Below are 16,653 nucleotides of genomic sequence, written 5' to 3'. Positions count from 1 at the left end.
GCGAACTTCACTATACAGAAGTCGCTACACTGGGAGTGTATCAGCACTATGAAAGCCAGTCAAGCCGCCCTCGCCGAGGCCCTGCGCACCGAGCAGAGCTATGTGACCGCCCTGTACGAACGGCTCGACACACTGCGCGAACGGGAAGAGAAGGCCCTGAGCACGGTGTTACGCGACGGAGCACACGGCGGGACGCGCCAGGCACTGGTCGAGCGCGAAGTGCGCGCCGATGAACACGCCGGGAGCATCGCCCGGTTCAACGGGGTCGAGGGCGGCCTGTGCTTCGGGCGCATCGACCACGCGGACCACGCGGGCGGCGCCGGCCACTACATCGGCCGGATCGGACTGCGCGACGACGCACACGAGCCGCTGCTGGTCGACTGGCGGGCACCGGCCGCCCGCCCCTTCTACGCCGCCTCCCCCACCGACCCCGGCACCCTGGTGCGCCGCCGCCATCTGCACACCCGGGGCCGGATGGTGACCGGGGTCGACGACGAGGTGTTCGACCTCGACGGCCTGGCCGAGTCCGAACGGCGCGGCCTGGTCGGCGAGGCCGCGCTGCTGGCCGCGCTGCGCCGGGGCCGTACCGGCCGGATGACGGACGTGGTGGCCACCATCCAGACCGAACAGGACCGGGTGATCCGCTCCGGGCTGCAAGGGGTGCTCGTCGTCCAGGGCGGGCCGGGCACCGGGAAGACCGTGGCCGCGCTGCACCGGGCGGCGTATCTGCTCTACACCTACCGCGACACCCTGGCCCGCCGCGGTGTGCTGGTCATCGGCCCTGGCGCGGCCTTTGTGCGCTACATCGGCCAGGTGCTGCCCTCCCTGGGCGAGACCGACGTGGTGCTCACCGAACTGGGCGGGCTGTTCCCCGGCGTGTCGGCGACCGCCGAGGACGGGGCGCGGGCCGCGGTCGTCAAGGGAGACCTGCGGATGGTGGACGTGATCGCCGCCGCCGTACGCGAGAGGCAACTGCTGCCCGCGGGCCCCGTCGACGTCCCGCTGGAGGACGAGGTGCTGCGGCTGTCCCGGCAGGCGTGCGCCCGCGCCCGGAAGCGCGCACAGGCGCTGGGCGCGCCGCACAACGTGGCCCGCAAGCGCTTCGTCCTCGATCTGCTCGACGCCCTCGTACGGGAGCGGGCGCGGCGGCACGGACGGCCGCTCGACGAGGAGGAACTGCGCCACGGCCCGGCGGAGCTGTGGGCCCAGCCGCCGGTCCGCGCGGCGCTCGACGCGCTGTGGCCGCCGCTCACCCCGCGGCGGCTGGTCGCCGAACTGCTCTCGGACCCCGACCGGCTGCGCTCGGCCGCCCCGCTGCTGACCGACGACGAGCGGGCCGCGCTGCTGCGCGCGCGGGACGCGCCGTGGACGGTGGGCGACGTACCGCTGCTGGACGAGGCAGCGGAGCTGCTGGGCACCGACGACTCCGCCGAACGGGCCAGGGCCCGGGTGGCCGAGGAGGAGCGGCGGGAGGAGGAGCGCTACGCGCGGGAAGTGCTGCGGATCGTCGGCCTGGACAAAGGCGAGGACGGGGACGAGGAGGACGAGGGCGAGGGCGAAGGGCCCGCCCCGGTCGACGCCGCCACCCTCGCCGCCCGCCACCTTGACTCCGGGCCGGTGCGCAGCACCGCCGAGCGCGCCGCCGCCGACCGCTCCTGGGCCTACGGCCATGTGATCGTGGACGAGGCGCAGGAGCTGTCCGCGATGGCCTGGCGGATGGTGATGCGGAGGGTGCCCACGCGGTCGATGACAGTGGTCGGCGATGTGGCCCAGACCGGCAGCCCGGCCGGGGCCGCCTCCTGGGGGCAGATGCTCGACCCGTACACCCGGGGCGGGTGGCGCGAGGAGCGGCTGACGGTCAACTACCGCACGCCGGCCGAGGTGATGGACCTGGCCGCGGAGGTGCTGGCCGAGGTGGCGCCGGAGCTTTCGGCCCCCGAGTCGGTGCGCCGCGAAGGGCAGCCGCCGGTGGCCGTACGGGCCCCCCGGGGCCGGCTGGCGCGCGAGGTGGTGCGGGCCGTCGAGGCCGACCTGGCGGACCTGGCCGAACAGGGCGGCGGCCGGCTCGCGGTGGTGGCCGCCGACCAGGTCGTGGAGGCGCTGGGGCGGGCGCTGCCCAGCGCCGCGCGCGGGGACAGGCCCGACGCCCTTGACTCCCCGCTGGTGCTGCTGACCGTGGCGCAGGCCAAGGGGCTTGAGTTTGACCGCGCGGTGGTCGCGGACCCGGCCGGGATCCGGTCCCAGTCCCCCAAAGGCGGGCACGATCTGTATGTGGCGATCACGCGGGTGACGCGGCGGCTGACGCTGGTCTACGAGGGCGAGCTGCCCGACGCGCTCGGGCGGCTCGCCCCGTGACGCCCCTGCTCAGGTCAGGTCGAACTCGCCGTCGCGCGCGCCGATGACGAAGGCGCGCCACTCGGCGGGGGAGAAGATCAGGGCCGGGTCCTGCGGCCGGCGGCCGTGGCGCATGGCGATATAGCCCTCGACGAAGGCGATTTCGACATCGCCCACGCCCTGGCTGCTCGACCTCCACTGGGCGGTGGTGAGATCGAGGTCGGGCTTCTCTGCGCTGGCTGCCAGGGGCTGTTCGGTGGTGGTGTCGGCCACGTGGTTGGCTCCTCCCGGATCGTCGTCCCCGCCCCACCCTAGCGATCGCGACCGGTGCCGCACAGGCCGCGAAAGAAGGACGGCACCGCACACGCGGGCGTACGGCGGGGACGACGGGAGGAAGCCGGCGGCAGGCACCGGGCGGGGCGGCCCGGGCCCGCGGTCAGCCGGCCGGGGGCTCGGCCGCCACCAGCCACATCGAGAAGAACTGCGAGCCTCCGCCATAGGCGTGCCCGAGCGCCTTGCGCGCGCCCTCCACCTGGTGCTCCCCCGCCCGCCCGCGCACCTGGAGCGCGGCCTCGGCGAAGCGGATCATGCCCGAGGCGCCGATGGGGTTGGTGGACAGCACCCCGCCCGACGGGTTCACCGGCAGATCGCCGTCGATCTCGGTCACGCCCGACTCCGTCAGCTTCCAGCCCTCGCCCTCGGCGGCGAAGCCCAGGTTCTCCAGCCACATCGGCTCGTACCAGCTGAACGGCACATACATCTCCACCGCGTCGATCTCGCGGCGCGGGTCGGTGATCCCGGCCTGCCGGTAGACATCGGCAGCGCAGTCCTTTCCGGCCCGCGGCGAGACGAAGTCCTTGCCCGCGAAGAGCGTCGGCTCGCTGCGCATGGCGCCGCCGTGCACCCAGGCGGGCGGGGCCGGCGCACGGGCCGCGCCGGCCCGGTCGGTGAGCACCATGGCGCAGGCCCCGTCGGAGGACGGGCAGGTCTCCGAGTAGCGGATGGGGTCCCACAGCATCGGGGAGGCCTGCACCTTCTCCAGGGTCAGATCCTGCTCGTGCAGATGGGCATAGGGGTTGCGCAGGGCGTTGCGGCGGTCCTTGTACGCGACGAGCGAGCCGATGGCGGCCGGGGCGCCGGTCCGCCGCATATAGGCCCGGACATGGGGGGCGAAGAAGCCGCCCGCCCCGGCCAGCAGCGGCTGTTGGAAGGGGATGGGCAGGGAGAGCCCCCACATGGCGTTGGACTCCGACTGCTTCTCGAAGGCCAGAGTGAGGACGGTCCGGTGGACGCGGGCGGCCACCAGGTTCGCGGCGACCAGCGCGGTGGAGCCGCCGACCGAACCCGCGGTGTGCACCCGCAGCATGGGCTTGCCGACCGCGCCGAGCGCGTCGGCGAGATAGAGCTCGGGCATCATCACGCCCTCGAAGAAGTCGGGCGCCTTGCCGATCACGACGGCGTCGATGTCCGCCCAGGTCAGCTCGGCGTCTTCGAGAGCGCGTACGGCGGCCTCGCGGACCAGCCCGGCGATCGACACATCCCGGCGGGCGGCGGTGTGCTTGGTCTGGCCGACCCCGACGACGGCGATGGGCTCCTTGCTCATGCCCCCTCCTCCCGCTCAGTCTCGGCGCGCTCCAACGCGCGGGCTTCCCTCGTCACTGCTCGCTCCTCCGTCGCTGCGCGGCTCCTCAGTCCAGCCCGCACAGCGCGCCAAGACACGCTCATGCACGCGCTCATGCCTGGTCCCCTTCCGGTTGACCGTCCCGTTCTCCTTCCAGGACCGCCACGAGGTTGTGCTGCAGACACGGCCCGGAGGTGGCGTGTGCGACGGCCCGGTCGGACTCGCCGCGGTGGATGCGGGCCGCGGCCTCGCCGAGGCGGATCAGCCCGGCGGCCATCATGGGGTTGGCGGCGAGCGCGCCGCCGGACGGATTGACGCGTACGCCCTCGCCCAGCTCCAGCTCGCGCCGGAGGATCACCTCCTGCGAGGTGAACGGCGCGTGCAGCTCGGCGGTGTCGGGCGGCACGGCGCCGTCGTCGAACAGACCGGCGTTGCGCGCGGCGAGCCGGGTCGAGGGGGAACGGGTGAGATCCCGTACGCCCAGTCCGTGCGCCTCGATGCGGTGGTCCATGCCGCGGATCCACGCGGGACGGGGGCACAGGCGGCGCGCGGTGTCGTCGGCGGCGAGGACGACGGCGGCCGCGCCGTCGCCGATGGGCGGGCAGTCGTGGCGGCGCAGCGGCCGCACCAGGTAAGGGTCCTCGAGCAGCGCGTCCGGGGCGGCGGAGCCGGCCAGTTGGGCGTGCGGGTTGTGTTCCGCGGCGCCGCGGCTGCGCGCGGCGACCCCGGCGAGGGCGCGCTCGTCGGTGGCTCCCTCGTCGATGAGCGCCTGGGCCTGGAGGGCGGCCAGGGACACCGGGTCGGGCCACAGCGGGGCGAGGTAGTAGGGGTCGAGCTGGCGGGTCAGCACATCGCGCAGCTCTCCCGGCGAGGACTTGCCGTAGGAGTAGACGAGCGCCGTCTCGGCCTCTCCGGCCAGCAGTTTGACCCACGCCTCGTACAGCGCCCAGGCGCCGTCCATCTCCACATGCGACTCGGAGATCGGCGGCCAGGCTCCGACGCCGTCCAGCGCCATGGTGAAGGAGAAGGCGCGGCCGGCGAGGTAGTCGGAGGAGCCGGAGCAGGTGAAGTCGATCTCGCCGGTGCGCAGGCCGACGGCGCCGAGCACTTCATGCAGCACCGGCATCAACATCTCGACCTCGGAGAGCTCCGCGGACCGGCGCCGGTGGCGGGTCTGCGCGAAGGCCACGATGGCGACGCGCCTCGGGTTCACAGCAGCTCCTTGTAGTTGTCGTAGTCCGCGTCGGGTTCGCCGGTGGGGCGGTAGTGGTCGGGGTAGCGCCCGCCCTCGGTCCACACCGGCTCGACGCGCAGCCCCATCCGCACCTGGTCGTAGGGGATGCCGCCGATGCGGCCGTGGAGGGCGAGGTCCGCGCCGTCCAGGGCGATGTGCGCGTAGACGTACGGCACCTCGATATGGAGGTTCTTCGCCTTGATGTTGACGATGCAGAAGGTGGTGACCGTGCCGCGCGGGCCGACCTCGACCTGTTCGTCGGTGGCGACGCCGCAGGTGGGGCAGGCGCCGCGGGGCGGGACGTACACCTTGCGGCAGGACGGGCAGCGCTCCCCCACGGTCCGCCGCTCGGCGAGTGCGGCGATGTAGCGGGACGGGGCGCGGCCGGGCGAGTACACATAGTCCAGGCGGGCGGGCGCCACGATGCCCTGCACGGGGTCGGCGAACTCGCCGCTGTGCGAGGCGGTTCGCGGGTCGGGTTCGCTCTCGTACGGTTCGAAGCAGGCGATGTCGGTGATGGCGCCGGTCCGCTCCTCGGCCCATCGGATCCGCACCCGCATGCCGGTGCGCACGGCGTCGGGGCCGGGCGCGTCCAGGGCGTGGAGCAGGGCGGTGTCGGCGCCGTCGAGCCGGACCAGCGCCCAGGCGAAAGGGGTGGTGAGGGGCTGTCCCCGGCGCGGGTCGGGGTTCCAGGCCCAGGTGGTGACGGTGCCCGTGGTGCCGACTTCGACGAGGTCGCGGATCTCCTCGGCGGTGACCGGGTCGTACTCGACGGGGGGCACGAGCACCCGGTCGTCGGCGGTCCGTACGCCGAGCACGGTGCGCTCGCGCAGCCCGGTCAGGAACGCGCTCTGGACGGGGCCGAGGGAGCGGGTGAAGGGGAACTCGACGACCAGAGGGGCGGAAAGCACCTCGGGCGCGGAAGCCGGTGTCATGTTGTGCCTCTCTCCTTTTCGAGGCTCGGTTCGCCTGGGCGCGCTCAGGCCCGTCGGTAGACCGGCGGCCGCTTCTCCGCGAAGGCCTTCGAGCCCTCCTTCGCGTCGGCGGTGCCGAAGATGGGCCAGCCGCGTTCGAGTTCGGACTTCAGGCCGTCGGCCTCGGTCATCTCCGCCGTCTCGTACACGGACGCCTTGACGGCCTCGACGGCGAGCGGGCCGTTGGCGTTGATCAGCTCGGCGATCTCCAGGGCCGTCTCCAGGGCGGTGCCGTCGGGGACGACGCGGCCGATCAGCCCGATCCGCTCGGCCTCCTCGGCCGTGTAGGGGCGCCCGGTCAGCAGCATCTCCAGCGCGTGGGTGCGCGGGACCTGGCGGGCGAGGCGGACGGTGGAGCCGCCGATGGGGAACAGGCCGCGCCTGACCTCGAAGAGCCCGAAGGTGGCGCCGCGGCCCGCGACGCGGATGTCGGTGCCCTGGAGGATTTCCGTGCCGCCCGCCACACAGTGCCCTTCGACGGCGGCGATCACCGGCTTGCGCGGCCGGTGATGCCGGAGCATCGCCTTCCAGTGCAGGTCGGGATCGGCCTTGAGCCGGTCCCGGTAATGCTGTCCGGCCATCCCGTCGCCGCCCGCCAGGGCCTTGAGGTCCATGCCCGCGCAGAAGACCCCGCCGGCCCCGGTGAGCACCACCGACCGGATGTCGTCGTCCTCGTCGGCCTGGGCCCAGCCGTCGTGGAGGCCGACGAGCATCGGCAGCGAGAGCGCGTTCTTGGCCTCCGGACGGTTCAGGGTGAGCACCAGCGTCGCGCCGGCGCGCTCCACCGTCAGATGTTCGGTCCCGCTTGTCACGGCAGTCCTCCCGTCTCGACCCAGAACAGGTTGCAGGAGGCGCCGGACGACTTCAAGAGAAATCTGATGCCCAGTCAGATTTATTGGCCGTGTGCCTTCACATCTCTTCCGGACGGCGCTCCAATGACCGCCAAGCCCAAGCCCGCCCGGTGTCAGGTCAGGAGGAGCCGTGGAGTACAACCTTGCCGACCTGTTCGAGTCGATCGTCGACACGGTGCCCGACAGAGAGGCGCTGGTGTACATCGACCACCCAGGCACCGGGGCCGAGCGGAGGCTGACCTACGCGCAGCTCGACGCGGCCGCCAACCGGCTCGCCCACCATCTGCGGGACTCGGGCGTCGCGCCGGGCGAACACGTCGGCCTGCACCTGTACAACGGCGTCGAGTATCTGCAGACCTCCCTCGCCTGTCTGAAGATCCGGGCCGTGCCGGTGAACGTCAACTACCGCTATGTCGAGGAAGAGCTGATCTACCTCTACCGGGACGCCGATCTGGCGGCGCTGGTGTACGACGCCGAGTTCGCCGACCGGGTGGCCGCCGCGCTCCCCCGCACCGAGACCCTGCGCCATCTCGTCCGGGTCGGCCCCCCGGCCGGGGGCGGCCCCGCGTCCGTGTCCTTCGAGGAGGCGGAGGCCTCGGGTTCGCGCGTGCGCGACTTCCCGGCGCGCTCCGGCGACGACCGGTTCATCATCTACACCGGTGGCACCACGGGAATGCCCAAGGGCGTGCTGTGGCGGCAGGAGGACCTGTTCTTCTCCGGGCTCGGCGGAGGCGCGCCGACCGGGGAACCGGTCAGCCGGCCCGAGGAGCTGGCGGAGCGGGTGGCGGCGGGCGGCGACGGCCTGGTGTTCTTCCCCACCCCGCCGCTGATGCACGGCACCTCCACGCTCACCGCCTTCATCGGCTTCAACTTCGGCCAGAAGGTGGTCATCCACCGTAAGTTCGTGCCCGAAGAGGTGCTGCGCACGATCGAGAAGGAGAAGGTCACCAGCGTCTCGCTGGTCGGCGACGCGATGCTGCGCCCCCTGGTGGACGCCCTGGCCGGCCCCCTCAAGGACACCGACTGCTCCTCGCTGTTCAGCGTCAGCAGCTCCGGCGCGGTGCTGTCGGACACCGTACGGGCCCAGTTCGCCGAGCTGGCGCCGCACACCATGCTGCTGAACAACTTCGGCTCCTCCGAGTCCGGCTTCAACGGCACCGCCACCGAGGACGCCGGCCCTCAGAACGGCTTCCGGCTGCGCGTCAACGCCCGTACCTCGGTGGTCGACCCGGCGACGTACCGGCCCGTGGCTCCCGGCGAGCCCGGCCGCATCGCCCAGCGCGGCCATGTGCCGCTCGGCTACTACAACGACACGAAGAAGACCGCCGAGACGTTCTTCGAGGCGGACGGCGAGCGCTGGGTGCTGCTCGGCGACATGGGCACGGTCGACGAGGACGGCGTGATCACGGTCCTCGGGCGCGGTTCGCAGTGCATCAACACCGGTGGCGAGAAGGTCTATCCGGAGGAGGTCGAGCAGGCGCTCAAAGCCCATCCGGATGTGTACGACGCGCTGGTGGCGGGCGTGCCGGACGAGCGCTGGGGCAGCCGTGTCGCGGCCGTCGTCCAGCCCCGCGAGGGCGCGGCGGGGCTGACGGCCGACGCCGTCCGGGCGCACTGCCGCACCCGGCTCGCGGGCTACAAGATCCCGCGTACGGTGGTCTTCAGCGACCACATCCAGCGCTCACCCAGCGGCAAGGCCGACTACCGCTGGGCCAGGGACGTCGCGGCGAGCGCCCCGGCGGACTCCTGACCGCGCCGCCGGTAGCCGCCGGGCGCGACCCCGTACTCCCGCTTGAACGCCTTGGCGAAGGCGAATTCCGAGGTGTATCCGGTCCGTTCGGCCACCGCGCGCAGCGGCAGCTCCGACTCGCGCAGCAGCCGGGCCGCCACCGTCATCCGCCACCACGTCAGATACGCGAGCGGCGGCTGCCCGGCCAGTGCTGTGAAGCGCCGGGCGAACGCCGCCCGGGACAGCCCCGCGGCCTGTCCCAGCGTCTCGACGGTCCAGGGGTGGGCGGGGTCGCGGTGGATGGCGCGCAGCGCCTCGGAGACGGCCCGGTCGTGCAGGGCGGCGGCCCAGCCGGTGCTCATGTGGCCGGACTGCTCCTCGTACCAGGCGCGCAGCACATACAGCAGCAGCATGTCGAGCAGTGAGGTCAGCACGGCGCTCGTGCCGGGGCGCGCCCGCTCCAGCTCGCCGCCCAGCAGTTCGACGGCCGCGCGCAGCTCGGGGTGGCGGCCGAGCCGGGCCGGGATGTGGAGGGCTTGGGGCAGCTCGCCGAGGAGGGGGTGCGGCCGGGCCCTGTCGAGGACGTAGGCGCCGCACAGCAACAGCGTGTCCGGGCGCGGACGCCGCTCCGTGCGGGCGCCCTCGGCCCCGTCGGCGGTGTCCGGGGAGGCGGCGTCTTCGGCGAAGGGGCCCGGGAGGGAGCCGCGGAACTCGGCCAGTGGGGTCCCGGGGCTGTCGGCGAGGCCGTGTCCGCGCCCGTGCGGCAGGAACACCACGTCCCCCGGGCCCAGCGCGACCGGCTCGCCGTCGCCCGGCAGCACCCAGCACGTCCCCTGGAGCACGACGTGGAAGCCCGCGCCCTCGGAGTCGGGGAAGCGCACGCCCCAGGAGCCGTGCTTCTCGGTGCGCCCGGCGTGGGGCCGCCCGGCGCGCATGGAGGTGATCGCGTCGCTGAGGACATCCATGCGCGCCACCATATCGATACCGCGCCGCACGCGAGACGAACGGACATGTTCCGGATACGGCGAGGCATCGGGAATCTCTCCGGTTCTTCCTACGGTGGATCACAAGCCAGAAGGCACACCCAGAGGAGAACGTTGTGAAGATCGCCGTCTTTGGCGCGAGTGGTTACACCGGCAGGCTCGCGGTCGCGGAGGCGCGGCGCCGCGGCATCGACGCGGTGCTGGTGGGGCGCGGCGCCGAGCGGCTGCGCGCCGCCGCGGCCAAGGCCGGGTTCCAGGACGCGGAGATACGGGTCGCGGACGCTGAGGACCACGACGCGCTCGTCGCCGCGTTCCGCGACACCGACGCCGTCGTCAACTGCGCGGGGCCGTTCGCCCGCTGGGGAGAGGGCGTGGTGCGCGCCGCCATCGCCGCGGGCAGTCACTATGTCGACATCACGGGCGAACAGCCCTACATCCGGCATGTCTTCGACACCTTCGGCGCGGAGGCCGAGCGCGCCGGGGTCGCCGTCGTCCCCGGTGTCACCGATGACGGCCTCCCCAGCGACCTGATCACCGCCTTGACCGCTGCGCGCGTGGGCGGCGAGGCGGAGGAGATCGCCATCGCCGTCGACATCGTCAGCGGCGGCGCCTCGCGGGGCACCATCCGCTCGATGGGTGCGATGCGGGACACGCTGGTCGACGGCGGTCTCGGCTACGAGGACGGGCGGCTGTCACCGCGGGCGACCGCCCGCCGCAAGGAGATCGTGCTGCCCGGCGGCTCGGAGCCGGTGCCCGTGGTGCGGTTCGCGCTGCCCGCGGTGGTGACCGTGCCCCGCCATGTGCGCACCCGGCACGTGGAAGGGCTCGCCTCCCAGGGGGTGTTCGAACTCTTCGCGCGGCTGTCCCCCGAGCTGGCCGAGCAGGTGCCGGAGGGCCCGGCGGTCACGGAGCGCCAGGCGATGCGGTGGGCCTTCGCGGTGGAGGTGCTGGGCACCGACGGCCGGCGCGCCCGGGGCGAGGTGCGCGGCCGCGACGCGTACGGCACCACCGCCGTGATCGCCGTCGAGGCGGCCCGACGGCTCGCCGCCGACGGGGCCCGAGCGGGGGTCCTCGCCCCCGCCCAGGCCTTCGACGCCGCCGGCTTCCTCGACTTCCTGGGGGACCACGGCGTCAGCTGGTCGGTCGGCGAGGCGGGCGAGGCGTAGCCTCGGGAGCCCCGTGGGGAGGCCGGCCGCGGTCAGGTCCCGTTCGGCGGCGCGCACACCGACCGCAGCGCGCGCTCCAGGGCCGCCGAGTGCAGGGCGTCCAGCTGTCTGTCGTGGCGTACGCGCAGCGCGGCCACGGTCAGCCGGCCCGTGCAGGACCGCTCGGCCCGGGCCCGCGCCGAGTCCGCGACGGCCCTGACCAGCTCGCCGTTGATCCGGTTGATCTCCAGCCGGACCTTGGAGAGGTCGGGGCGTTCGGTGGGCGCCTGGGCGGGGTCGGCCTCCCAACGCCGGTACAGGCCGCGTTGGACGACCTTGTTGGCCTCGATCTGGTCGCGGAAGATCCGTACGGTGGCCTCCGGGTCCGCGCCCAGCGCGCGGGCCTGTTCGGCCACCGCCTCGAGGACCTGCCGCTCCCGCTCCGGGTCGTCGATGGGGCTGTCGGTGCCCCACTTCGCGGCCGCCACCTGATCGGCGGTCAGCAGCCGCTGGGCGGACAGGTCGGCGATCGGCAGCAGCCGCCCGTACGGAAGCGCCGGTGCGGAAGCCGAGGCCGGAGCGGCGGTGGAGACGGCCGGAGCCGCGGTCGCGCCGGGCGCCGCCGCGGCCAGCAGTCCGAGGGCCGCGGCGGCGGTCAGCGCGTGGCGCAGGGCCCTGTTCAGCGTCACTCCCCTGCCTCCAGGAACGGGCGCACCTCGGCCAGGAACTCCTCGGGGCGCGTCTCGTGGACGAGATGCCCGGCGTCGATGGTGACCAGGCGGCAGTCGGGTATTCGCTCGGCCATGTCGGCCAGCAGCTCCTGCGGGATATGGCTGTCCGGGCCGCCGCCGATGAGCAGGGTCGGGGCGGTGATCGCGGAAAGCCCCTCGATCCACCGTGGATCGGGCGCGTTGCGCTGCTCGGTGAACTGGGTCTTGACCGCCCAGTCGAAGGTCAGCCGCCCCTCCGGGCGCCCGGGCACCTCCAGCGGCGGGTCCTGGGGCCACAGCGGCGGGGCGTCCTCGATCACCAGCCGCTCAACGAGGGCGGGGTTGCGCTGGGCGAGGAGGTAGCCGACCACGCCGCCGTAGGAGTGCCCGACGACCGAGGCGCGGGGCAGGCCGAGGGCCGCGAGGAAGCCGGCGACGTCGTCACTCATCCGCTCCAGCCCGTAGTCCCCGGGCCAGTCACTGGCCCCGTGGCCGCGCAGGTCGAGGGCGTAGACGCGCCGGGTGCGGGCGAGTTCGGGGGCGATTCCCACCCAGTCGACGCCGTCCCCGCCGAGGCCCGCCAGCAGCAGGACGGGGGGAGCCTCGCGCTCCCCCCAGACCCGGTAGACCAGCTCGATCCCGTCCACCTCGACGCTGTCAAGTGTGTGCATACGGCCGAGAGTACCCGCGTCACATGGCTCGCTCACGCCCCTCCCAGTACGGCTCGCGCAGCCGCCGCTTGTAGAGCTTGCCGTTGGGGTCCCGCGGCATCTCGGTGACGAAGTCGACCGACTTGGGTCGCTTGTATCCGGCCAGCCGGCCCTCGCAGTGGTCCAGCAGCTCCCGTTCCAGCTCGGGTCCCGGCTCATGCCCCGGCGCGGGCTCCACGACCGCCTTGACCTGCTCGCCCCAGTCGTCGTGCGGGATGCCGAAGGCCGCGGCGTCGGCGACGGCGGGATGGGTGAGCAGTTCCGCCTCGATCTCGGCGGGGTAGATGTTGACGCCGCCGGAGATGATTAGGTCGATCTTGCGGTCGCGGAGGTAGAGATAGCCGTCCTCGTCGAGCAGGCCGAGGTCGCCGACGGTGAAGAAGTCGCCGATGCGGTTCTTGCGGGTCTTGGCCTCGTCCTTGTGGTAGGCGAAGCCGCCGGTGGTCATCCGCATGTAGACGGTGCCGAGTTCGCCGGCCGGGAGCCGGTTGGCCTCGTCGTCGAAGATCGCCAGTTCGCTGATCGGCCAGGGTTTGCCGACCGTCCCCGGCTTCTTGAGCCAGTCCTCGGTGGTGGCGAAGGCGCCGCCGCCCTCGCTGGCCGCGTAGTACTCCTCGACACAGCTGCCCCACCAGTCGATCATGGCGCGCTTGATGTGCTCGGGGCAGGGCGCGGCCCCGTGGATGGCGTGCCGCATCGAGGACACGTCGTAGCGCCCCCTGACCTCTTCGGGCAGCGCCAGCAGCCGGTGGAACTGGGTGGGGACCATATGGGTGTGTGTGCAGCGGTACGCGTCGATGAGGCGCAGCATCTCCTCGGGCGTCCACTTGTCCATCAGGACCAGGCGGTGGCCGATGTGCAGGGAGGACGAGGCGAACTGGAGCACCGCGGTGTGGTAGAGCGGTGAGCACACCAGATGGACGTTGTCGGGCTCCTCGTCGCGGGGTTTGATGCCGAAGAAGCGCAGAAAGCCGCCGAGGTGGGCGTCCTCGGGGAGGGCTCCGGTCAGCGGGCGCCGGATGCCGCGCGGGCGGCCCGTCGTGCCGGACGTGTAGTTCATGACCCAGCCCAGCTCGCGGTCGGCGGGCGGCTGGTCGGACTGTTCCTCCAGCAGTTCGGCGTACGGACGGAAGCCGCCGACCTCGCCAACCGCGTAGCGCTGGGTGGCGGGCAGCCCGGCCTCGTCGGCGGCCAGGGTGGCCTGTTCGCCGAAGCGTTCGTGGGCGATCAGCACCTTGGCGCCGGAGTCCGAGACGATCCAGGCGATCTCGGGGCCGACCAGGTGGTGGTTGACGGGCACCAGATAGAGCCCGGCCTGGGTGGCGGCGAGCGCGGCCGTGAAGAACTCCACGCCGTTGGGCAGCACCACCGCGAAGGCGTCGCCCCGCCGCAGCCCCGCGGCGCGCAGCCCGCCGACGAGCCGGTTGCAGGCGGCGTGCAGCCGGGCGGCGGTCCACTCCTCGCCGTCCGGGGCGATCAGGACGGTGCGGTCGGGTTCGAGCGCGGCCTGGGCCCAGAAGCCGTTGGGTGTACGGGACATGACGGTCCGGTCCTCCTTCTGGCGGCGTATCAGGCAGGGGGCGGTCTTTTCGGGAGGGGCGGTCGGGGGCGGCGGGCTCAGACCCGTCCGGCGATGCGGTTGACGCGGTCGATGGCGCGCTCGAAGCCGCGGGTCAGGTCGTCGAAGACGGCCTGCACCGGGCGTTTGGTGTCCATCCGGCCGACGATCTGCCCGACGGGAGTGCCGAGCAGCGGCTCCACCTCGTACTTCTGGATGCGGGAGACGGCCTCGGCCACGAGCAGCCCCTGCAGGGGCATCGGCAGCGGGTCCGGGCCCTCGGCGTCCTCCCAGGCGTCGGTCCACTCGGTGCGCAGCTGCCGGGCGGGCTTGCCGGTGAGGGCGCGGGAGCGGACGGTGTCGCCGGACCCGGCCGCCAGCAGCTTCCGGGTGAGCGCGGGCGAGGTGAGCGCGGCCTCGTCGGTGGTGAGCCAGATGGAGCCGAGCCAGACGCCCTGCGCGCCGAGCGCGAGCCCGGCGGCGATCTGTTCGCCGCTGCCGATGCCGCCTGCGGCGAGCACGGGCAGCGGGTCCACCGCCCGTACCACCTCGGGGGTGAGCACCATGGACGCGATCTCGCCGGTGTGGCCGCCGGCCTCGTAGCCCTGCGCCACCACGATGTCCAGGCCCGCGTCCTTGTGGTGGAGCGCGTGGCGCGCGCTGCCGGCGAGCGCGGCGACGAGGATGCCGTGGTCGTGGGCGCGCTCGACGACGTCGGGGGGTGGCGAGCCGAGGGCGTTGGCCAGGAGTTTGACGGGGTAGTCGAAAGCGACGTCCAGCTGGCTGCGGGCGACGTGCTCGAGCCAGCCGGTGATCCGCCAGCCGGACGCCTCGCCCTCGGGGAGTTCGGGTACGCCGTGCTTGGCCAGGGTCTCCTGGACGAACCGGCGGTGTCCTTCGGGGATCATCGCCTCGATGTCCGCCTCGGTCACCCCTTCGACCTTCTTCGCGGGCATCACGACATCGACGCCGTACGGCTTGCCGTCGGTGTGCTCCTGCACCCAGTCGAGGTCGCGCGCCAGCTCGTCCGCGGCTCCGTAGCGGACCGCGCCGAGTACGCCGAACCCGCCGGCCCGGGTGATCGCGGCGGCCACGGCGGGGAACGGCGTGAAGCCGAAGATGGCGTGCTCGACACCCAGCTTTTTGCTCAAGCCCGTCTCCATGGGCGGCAGGATGCCGCAGGGCGCCGGACGAGGGAAGAGTTTTTCTGACGCAACGTCAGATTCTTTGGCTCTGCGGCCCCGTGCGGCTACCGGCCGAGCACCGCCATGGCCGCGTTGTGCCCGGGAATCCCGCTCACCCCGCCGCCGCGCACCGCGCCCGCCCCGCACAGCAGCACATTGGCGTGGCGCGTCTCCACGCCCCAGCGGCCGGTGCCCTCCTGGGCGTACGGGAACGCCAGCTCGCGGTGGAAGATGTTGCCCCCGGGCAGCCGCAGCTCCCGCTCCAGGTCCAGCGGGCTCTTCGCCTCGATACAGGGCATGCCCTGGGCGTCGTACGCGAGGCAGTCGGCGATCGGCTCGGCGAGGTGGGCGTCGAGCTGTTCGAGGGTGGCCTCCAGCAGCGCGGCGAGCGCCGCGTCGTGGTCGGCGGCGAAGAGCCGCGCGGGGGCGTGCAGACCGAACAGGGTCAGGGTCTGGTGGCCCTCCCGGACCAGGTCGGGGGCCAGGATCGACGGGTCGGTCAGCGAGTGGCAGTAGATCTCCGACGGCGGCTTCCGGGGCAGCCCGCCCGCCGCGGCCTGGCCGTACGCGGCCTCCAGCTCGCCGTAGCCCTCGGCGATGTGGAACGTCCCGGCGAACGCCTCGCGCGGATCGACGCCGGGGTCGCGCAGCGCGGGCAGCCGGCGCAGCAGCATGTTCACCTTGAGCTGCGCGCCCTCGGCCGGCGGGTCGGGCGGCTCGTCGCCCAGCAGCCCGGCCAGCTCCCGCGGGGCGGCCCCGACGAGCACGTACCGGGCGCCCACCAGGCCCTCCCCGTCCGCGTCCCGGAACATCACCTCCGCGAACTTCCCGTCGGTGGCGATCGCCGTCGCCTCACAGCCGGTGGCGATCCGGGCGCCCGCCGCGCGGGCCGCGTCCGCGAGCGCGTCGGTCAGCGCGCCCATGCCGCCGACCGGCACGTCCCAGTCGCCGGTGCCGCCGCCGATCACGTGGTAGAGGAAGCAGCGGTTCTGACGCAGCGACGGGTCGTGGGCGTGGGTGAAGGTGCCGATCAGCGCGTCGGTGAGGACCACGCCCCGGATCAGGTCGTCCTCGAACTCCGCCTCGACCGTCTCGCCGAGCGGCCGCTCGAACAGCGCCCGCCAGGCCGTCTCGTCACCGATCCGCGCGCGCAGCGCCTGGCGCGTGGGCAGCGGTTCGGTGAGGGTCGGGAACACCCGCTCGGCCACGCGCCGGGTCATCCCGTAGAAGCGCTGCCAGGACTCGTACTCCCGGTCCGAGCCGGTCAGCCGGGCGAACGACTCACGGGTGCGGGCCTCGCCGCCGCCCACCAGCAGCCCGGTGGGGCGCCCGTCCCGAACGGCGGGGGTGTAGGAGGACACGGTCCGCTTGGCGACGGAGAAGCGCAAGCCCAGGTCGTTCACGATCCGCCGCGGAAGCAGGCTCACCAGGTACGAGTAGCGGGAGAGCCGCGCGTCGACCCCGGCGAAGGGGCGCGTGGAGACGGCGGCGCCGCCGGTGTGGCCGAGCCGCTCCATCAGAAGCACCCTGCGGCCGGCGCGGGCGAGGTAGGCGGCGGCGACCAGGCCGTTGTGGCCGCCGCCGACGATGACGGCGTCGTACGCGTCGCTGTGAGGCATA

14 protein-coding genes are annotated in these 16,653 nt (G+C 73.3%); 3 read left to right on the top strand and 11 right to left on the bottom strand.

The features are described 5' to 3' along the window. The first annotated feature begins 48 nt into the window (after window positions 1-48). On the top strand, window positions 49-2,355 hold the full coding sequence (locus ACFZDL_RS29080; RefSeq protein WP_353594198.1) for a hypothetical protein: 2,307 nt from the start codon (window positions 49-51) through the stop codon (window positions 2,353-2,355). 9 nt (window positions 2,356-2,364) lie between these two features. Here ACFZDL_RS29080 and ACFZDL_RS29075 read toward each other — a convergent pair whose 3' ends face one another. From ACFZDL_RS29075 to ACFZDL_RS29055, 5 genes are all read right to left on the bottom strand, one after another. Beyond that, window positions 2,365-2,607, bottom strand: coding sequence for a DUF397 domain-containing protein (locus ACFZDL_RS29075; RefSeq protein ID WP_353594197.1), 243 nt, complete (start codon window positions 2,605-2,607; stop codon window positions 2,365-2,367). A gap of 163 nt (window positions 2,608-2,770) precedes the next feature. After that, entirely contained in the window at window positions 2,771-3,937 is a 1,167-nt protein-coding gene (locus ACFZDL_RS29070) for a thiolase domain-containing protein (protein WP_353594196.1), read from the bottom strand. Window positions 3,938-4,067: 130 nt separating this feature from the next. After that, window positions 4,068-5,168: a thiolase domain-containing protein gene (locus ACFZDL_RS29065; protein ID WP_353594194.1), complete on the bottom strand. Its 1,101-nt coding sequence runs from the start codon at window positions 5,166-5,168 to the stop codon at window positions 4,068-4,070. After that, a complete protein-coding gene (locus tag ACFZDL_RS29060) occupies window positions 5,165-6,124 on the bottom strand; it encodes an OB-fold domain-containing protein (RefSeq protein WP_353594193.1) in 960 nt (319 codons plus the stop codon). The genes ACFZDL_RS29065 and ACFZDL_RS29060 overlap by 4 nt, the downstream gene beginning before the upstream one ends. Before the next feature lie 44 nt (window positions 6,125-6,168). Continuing rightward, complete coding sequence (locus ACFZDL_RS29055) at window positions 6,169-6,975, bottom strand: crotonase/enoyl-CoA hydratase family protein (RefSeq protein WP_353594192.1); 807 nt, start codon at window positions 6,973-6,975, stop codon at window positions 6,169-6,171. 169 nt (window positions 6,976-7,144) lie between these two features. On the opposite strand from ACFZDL_RS29055, the gene ACFZDL_RS29050 reads away from it, so the two are divergent. Beyond that, complete coding sequence (locus ACFZDL_RS29050) at window positions 7,145-8,764, top strand: acyl-CoA synthetase (protein ID WP_353594191.1); 1,620 nt, start codon at window positions 7,145-7,147, stop codon at window positions 8,762-8,764. On the opposite strand, the gene ACFZDL_RS29045 is transcribed toward ACFZDL_RS29050, so the two are convergent. Beyond that, entirely contained in the window at window positions 8,716-9,708 is a 993-nt protein-coding gene (locus ACFZDL_RS29045) for an AraC family transcriptional regulator (protein WP_353594190.1), read from the bottom strand. The genes ACFZDL_RS29050 and ACFZDL_RS29045 overlap by 49 nt on opposite strands. A gap of 134 nt (window positions 9,709-9,842) precedes the next feature. On the opposite strand from ACFZDL_RS29045, the gene ACFZDL_RS29040 reads away from it, so the two are divergent. After that, the gene (locus ACFZDL_RS29040) at window positions 9,843-10,892 is read left to right on the top strand and encodes a saccharopine dehydrogenase NADP-binding domain-containing protein (RefSeq protein WP_353594189.1); all 1,050 of its coding nucleotides are present in this window, start codon (window positions 9,843-9,845) and stop codon (window positions 10,890-10,892) included. Between the two features lie 32 nt (window positions 10,893-10,924). Here ACFZDL_RS29040 and ACFZDL_RS29035 read toward each other — a convergent pair whose 3' ends face one another. The 5 genes from ACFZDL_RS29035 to ACFZDL_RS29015 form a co-directional block, all read right to left on the bottom strand. Next, entirely contained in the window at window positions 10,925-11,560 is a 636-nt protein-coding gene (locus tag ACFZDL_RS29035) for a chorismate mutase (RefSeq protein WP_353594188.1), read from the bottom strand. Beyond that, the gene (locus ACFZDL_RS29030) at window positions 11,557-12,252 is read right to left on the bottom strand and encodes an alpha/beta hydrolase (protein ID WP_353594187.1); all 696 of its coding nucleotides are present in this window, start codon (window positions 12,250-12,252) and stop codon (window positions 11,557-11,559) included. The genes ACFZDL_RS29035 and ACFZDL_RS29030 overlap by 4 nt, the downstream gene beginning before the upstream one ends. Window positions 12,253-12,271: 19 nt before the next feature. Continuing rightward, a complete protein-coding gene (locus ACFZDL_RS29025) occupies window positions 12,272-13,831 on the bottom strand; it encodes an acyl-CoA synthetase (RefSeq protein ID WP_353594186.1) in 1,560 nt (519 codons plus the stop codon). A 77-nt stretch (window positions 13,832-13,908) separates the two neighbouring features. Beyond that, window positions 13,909-15,012, bottom strand: a complete 1,104-nt coding sequence (locus ACFZDL_RS29020; protein ID WP_353594185.1) for a nitronate monooxygenase family protein — start codon at window positions 15,010-15,012, stop codon at window positions 13,909-13,911. An 86-nt stretch (window positions 15,013-15,098) separates the two neighbouring features. Continuing rightward, window positions 15,099-16,652, bottom strand: coding sequence for an NAD(P)/FAD-dependent oxidoreductase (locus ACFZDL_RS29015; protein ID WP_353594184.1), 1,554 nt, complete (start codon window positions 16,650-16,652; stop codon window positions 15,099-15,101). Window position 16,653 lies beyond the last annotated feature (1 nt).

It is taken from the genome of Streptomyces sp. NPDC007917 (genome assembly GCF_042959105.1).
In the GTDB taxonomy this organism is placed as follows: domain Bacteria; phylum Actinomycetota; class Actinomycetes; order Streptomycetales; family Streptomycetaceae; genus Streptomyces.
The sequence above is the reverse complement of the archived record's forward strand: the minus strand, read 5'-3'. Positions and strand labels throughout refer to the sequence as shown.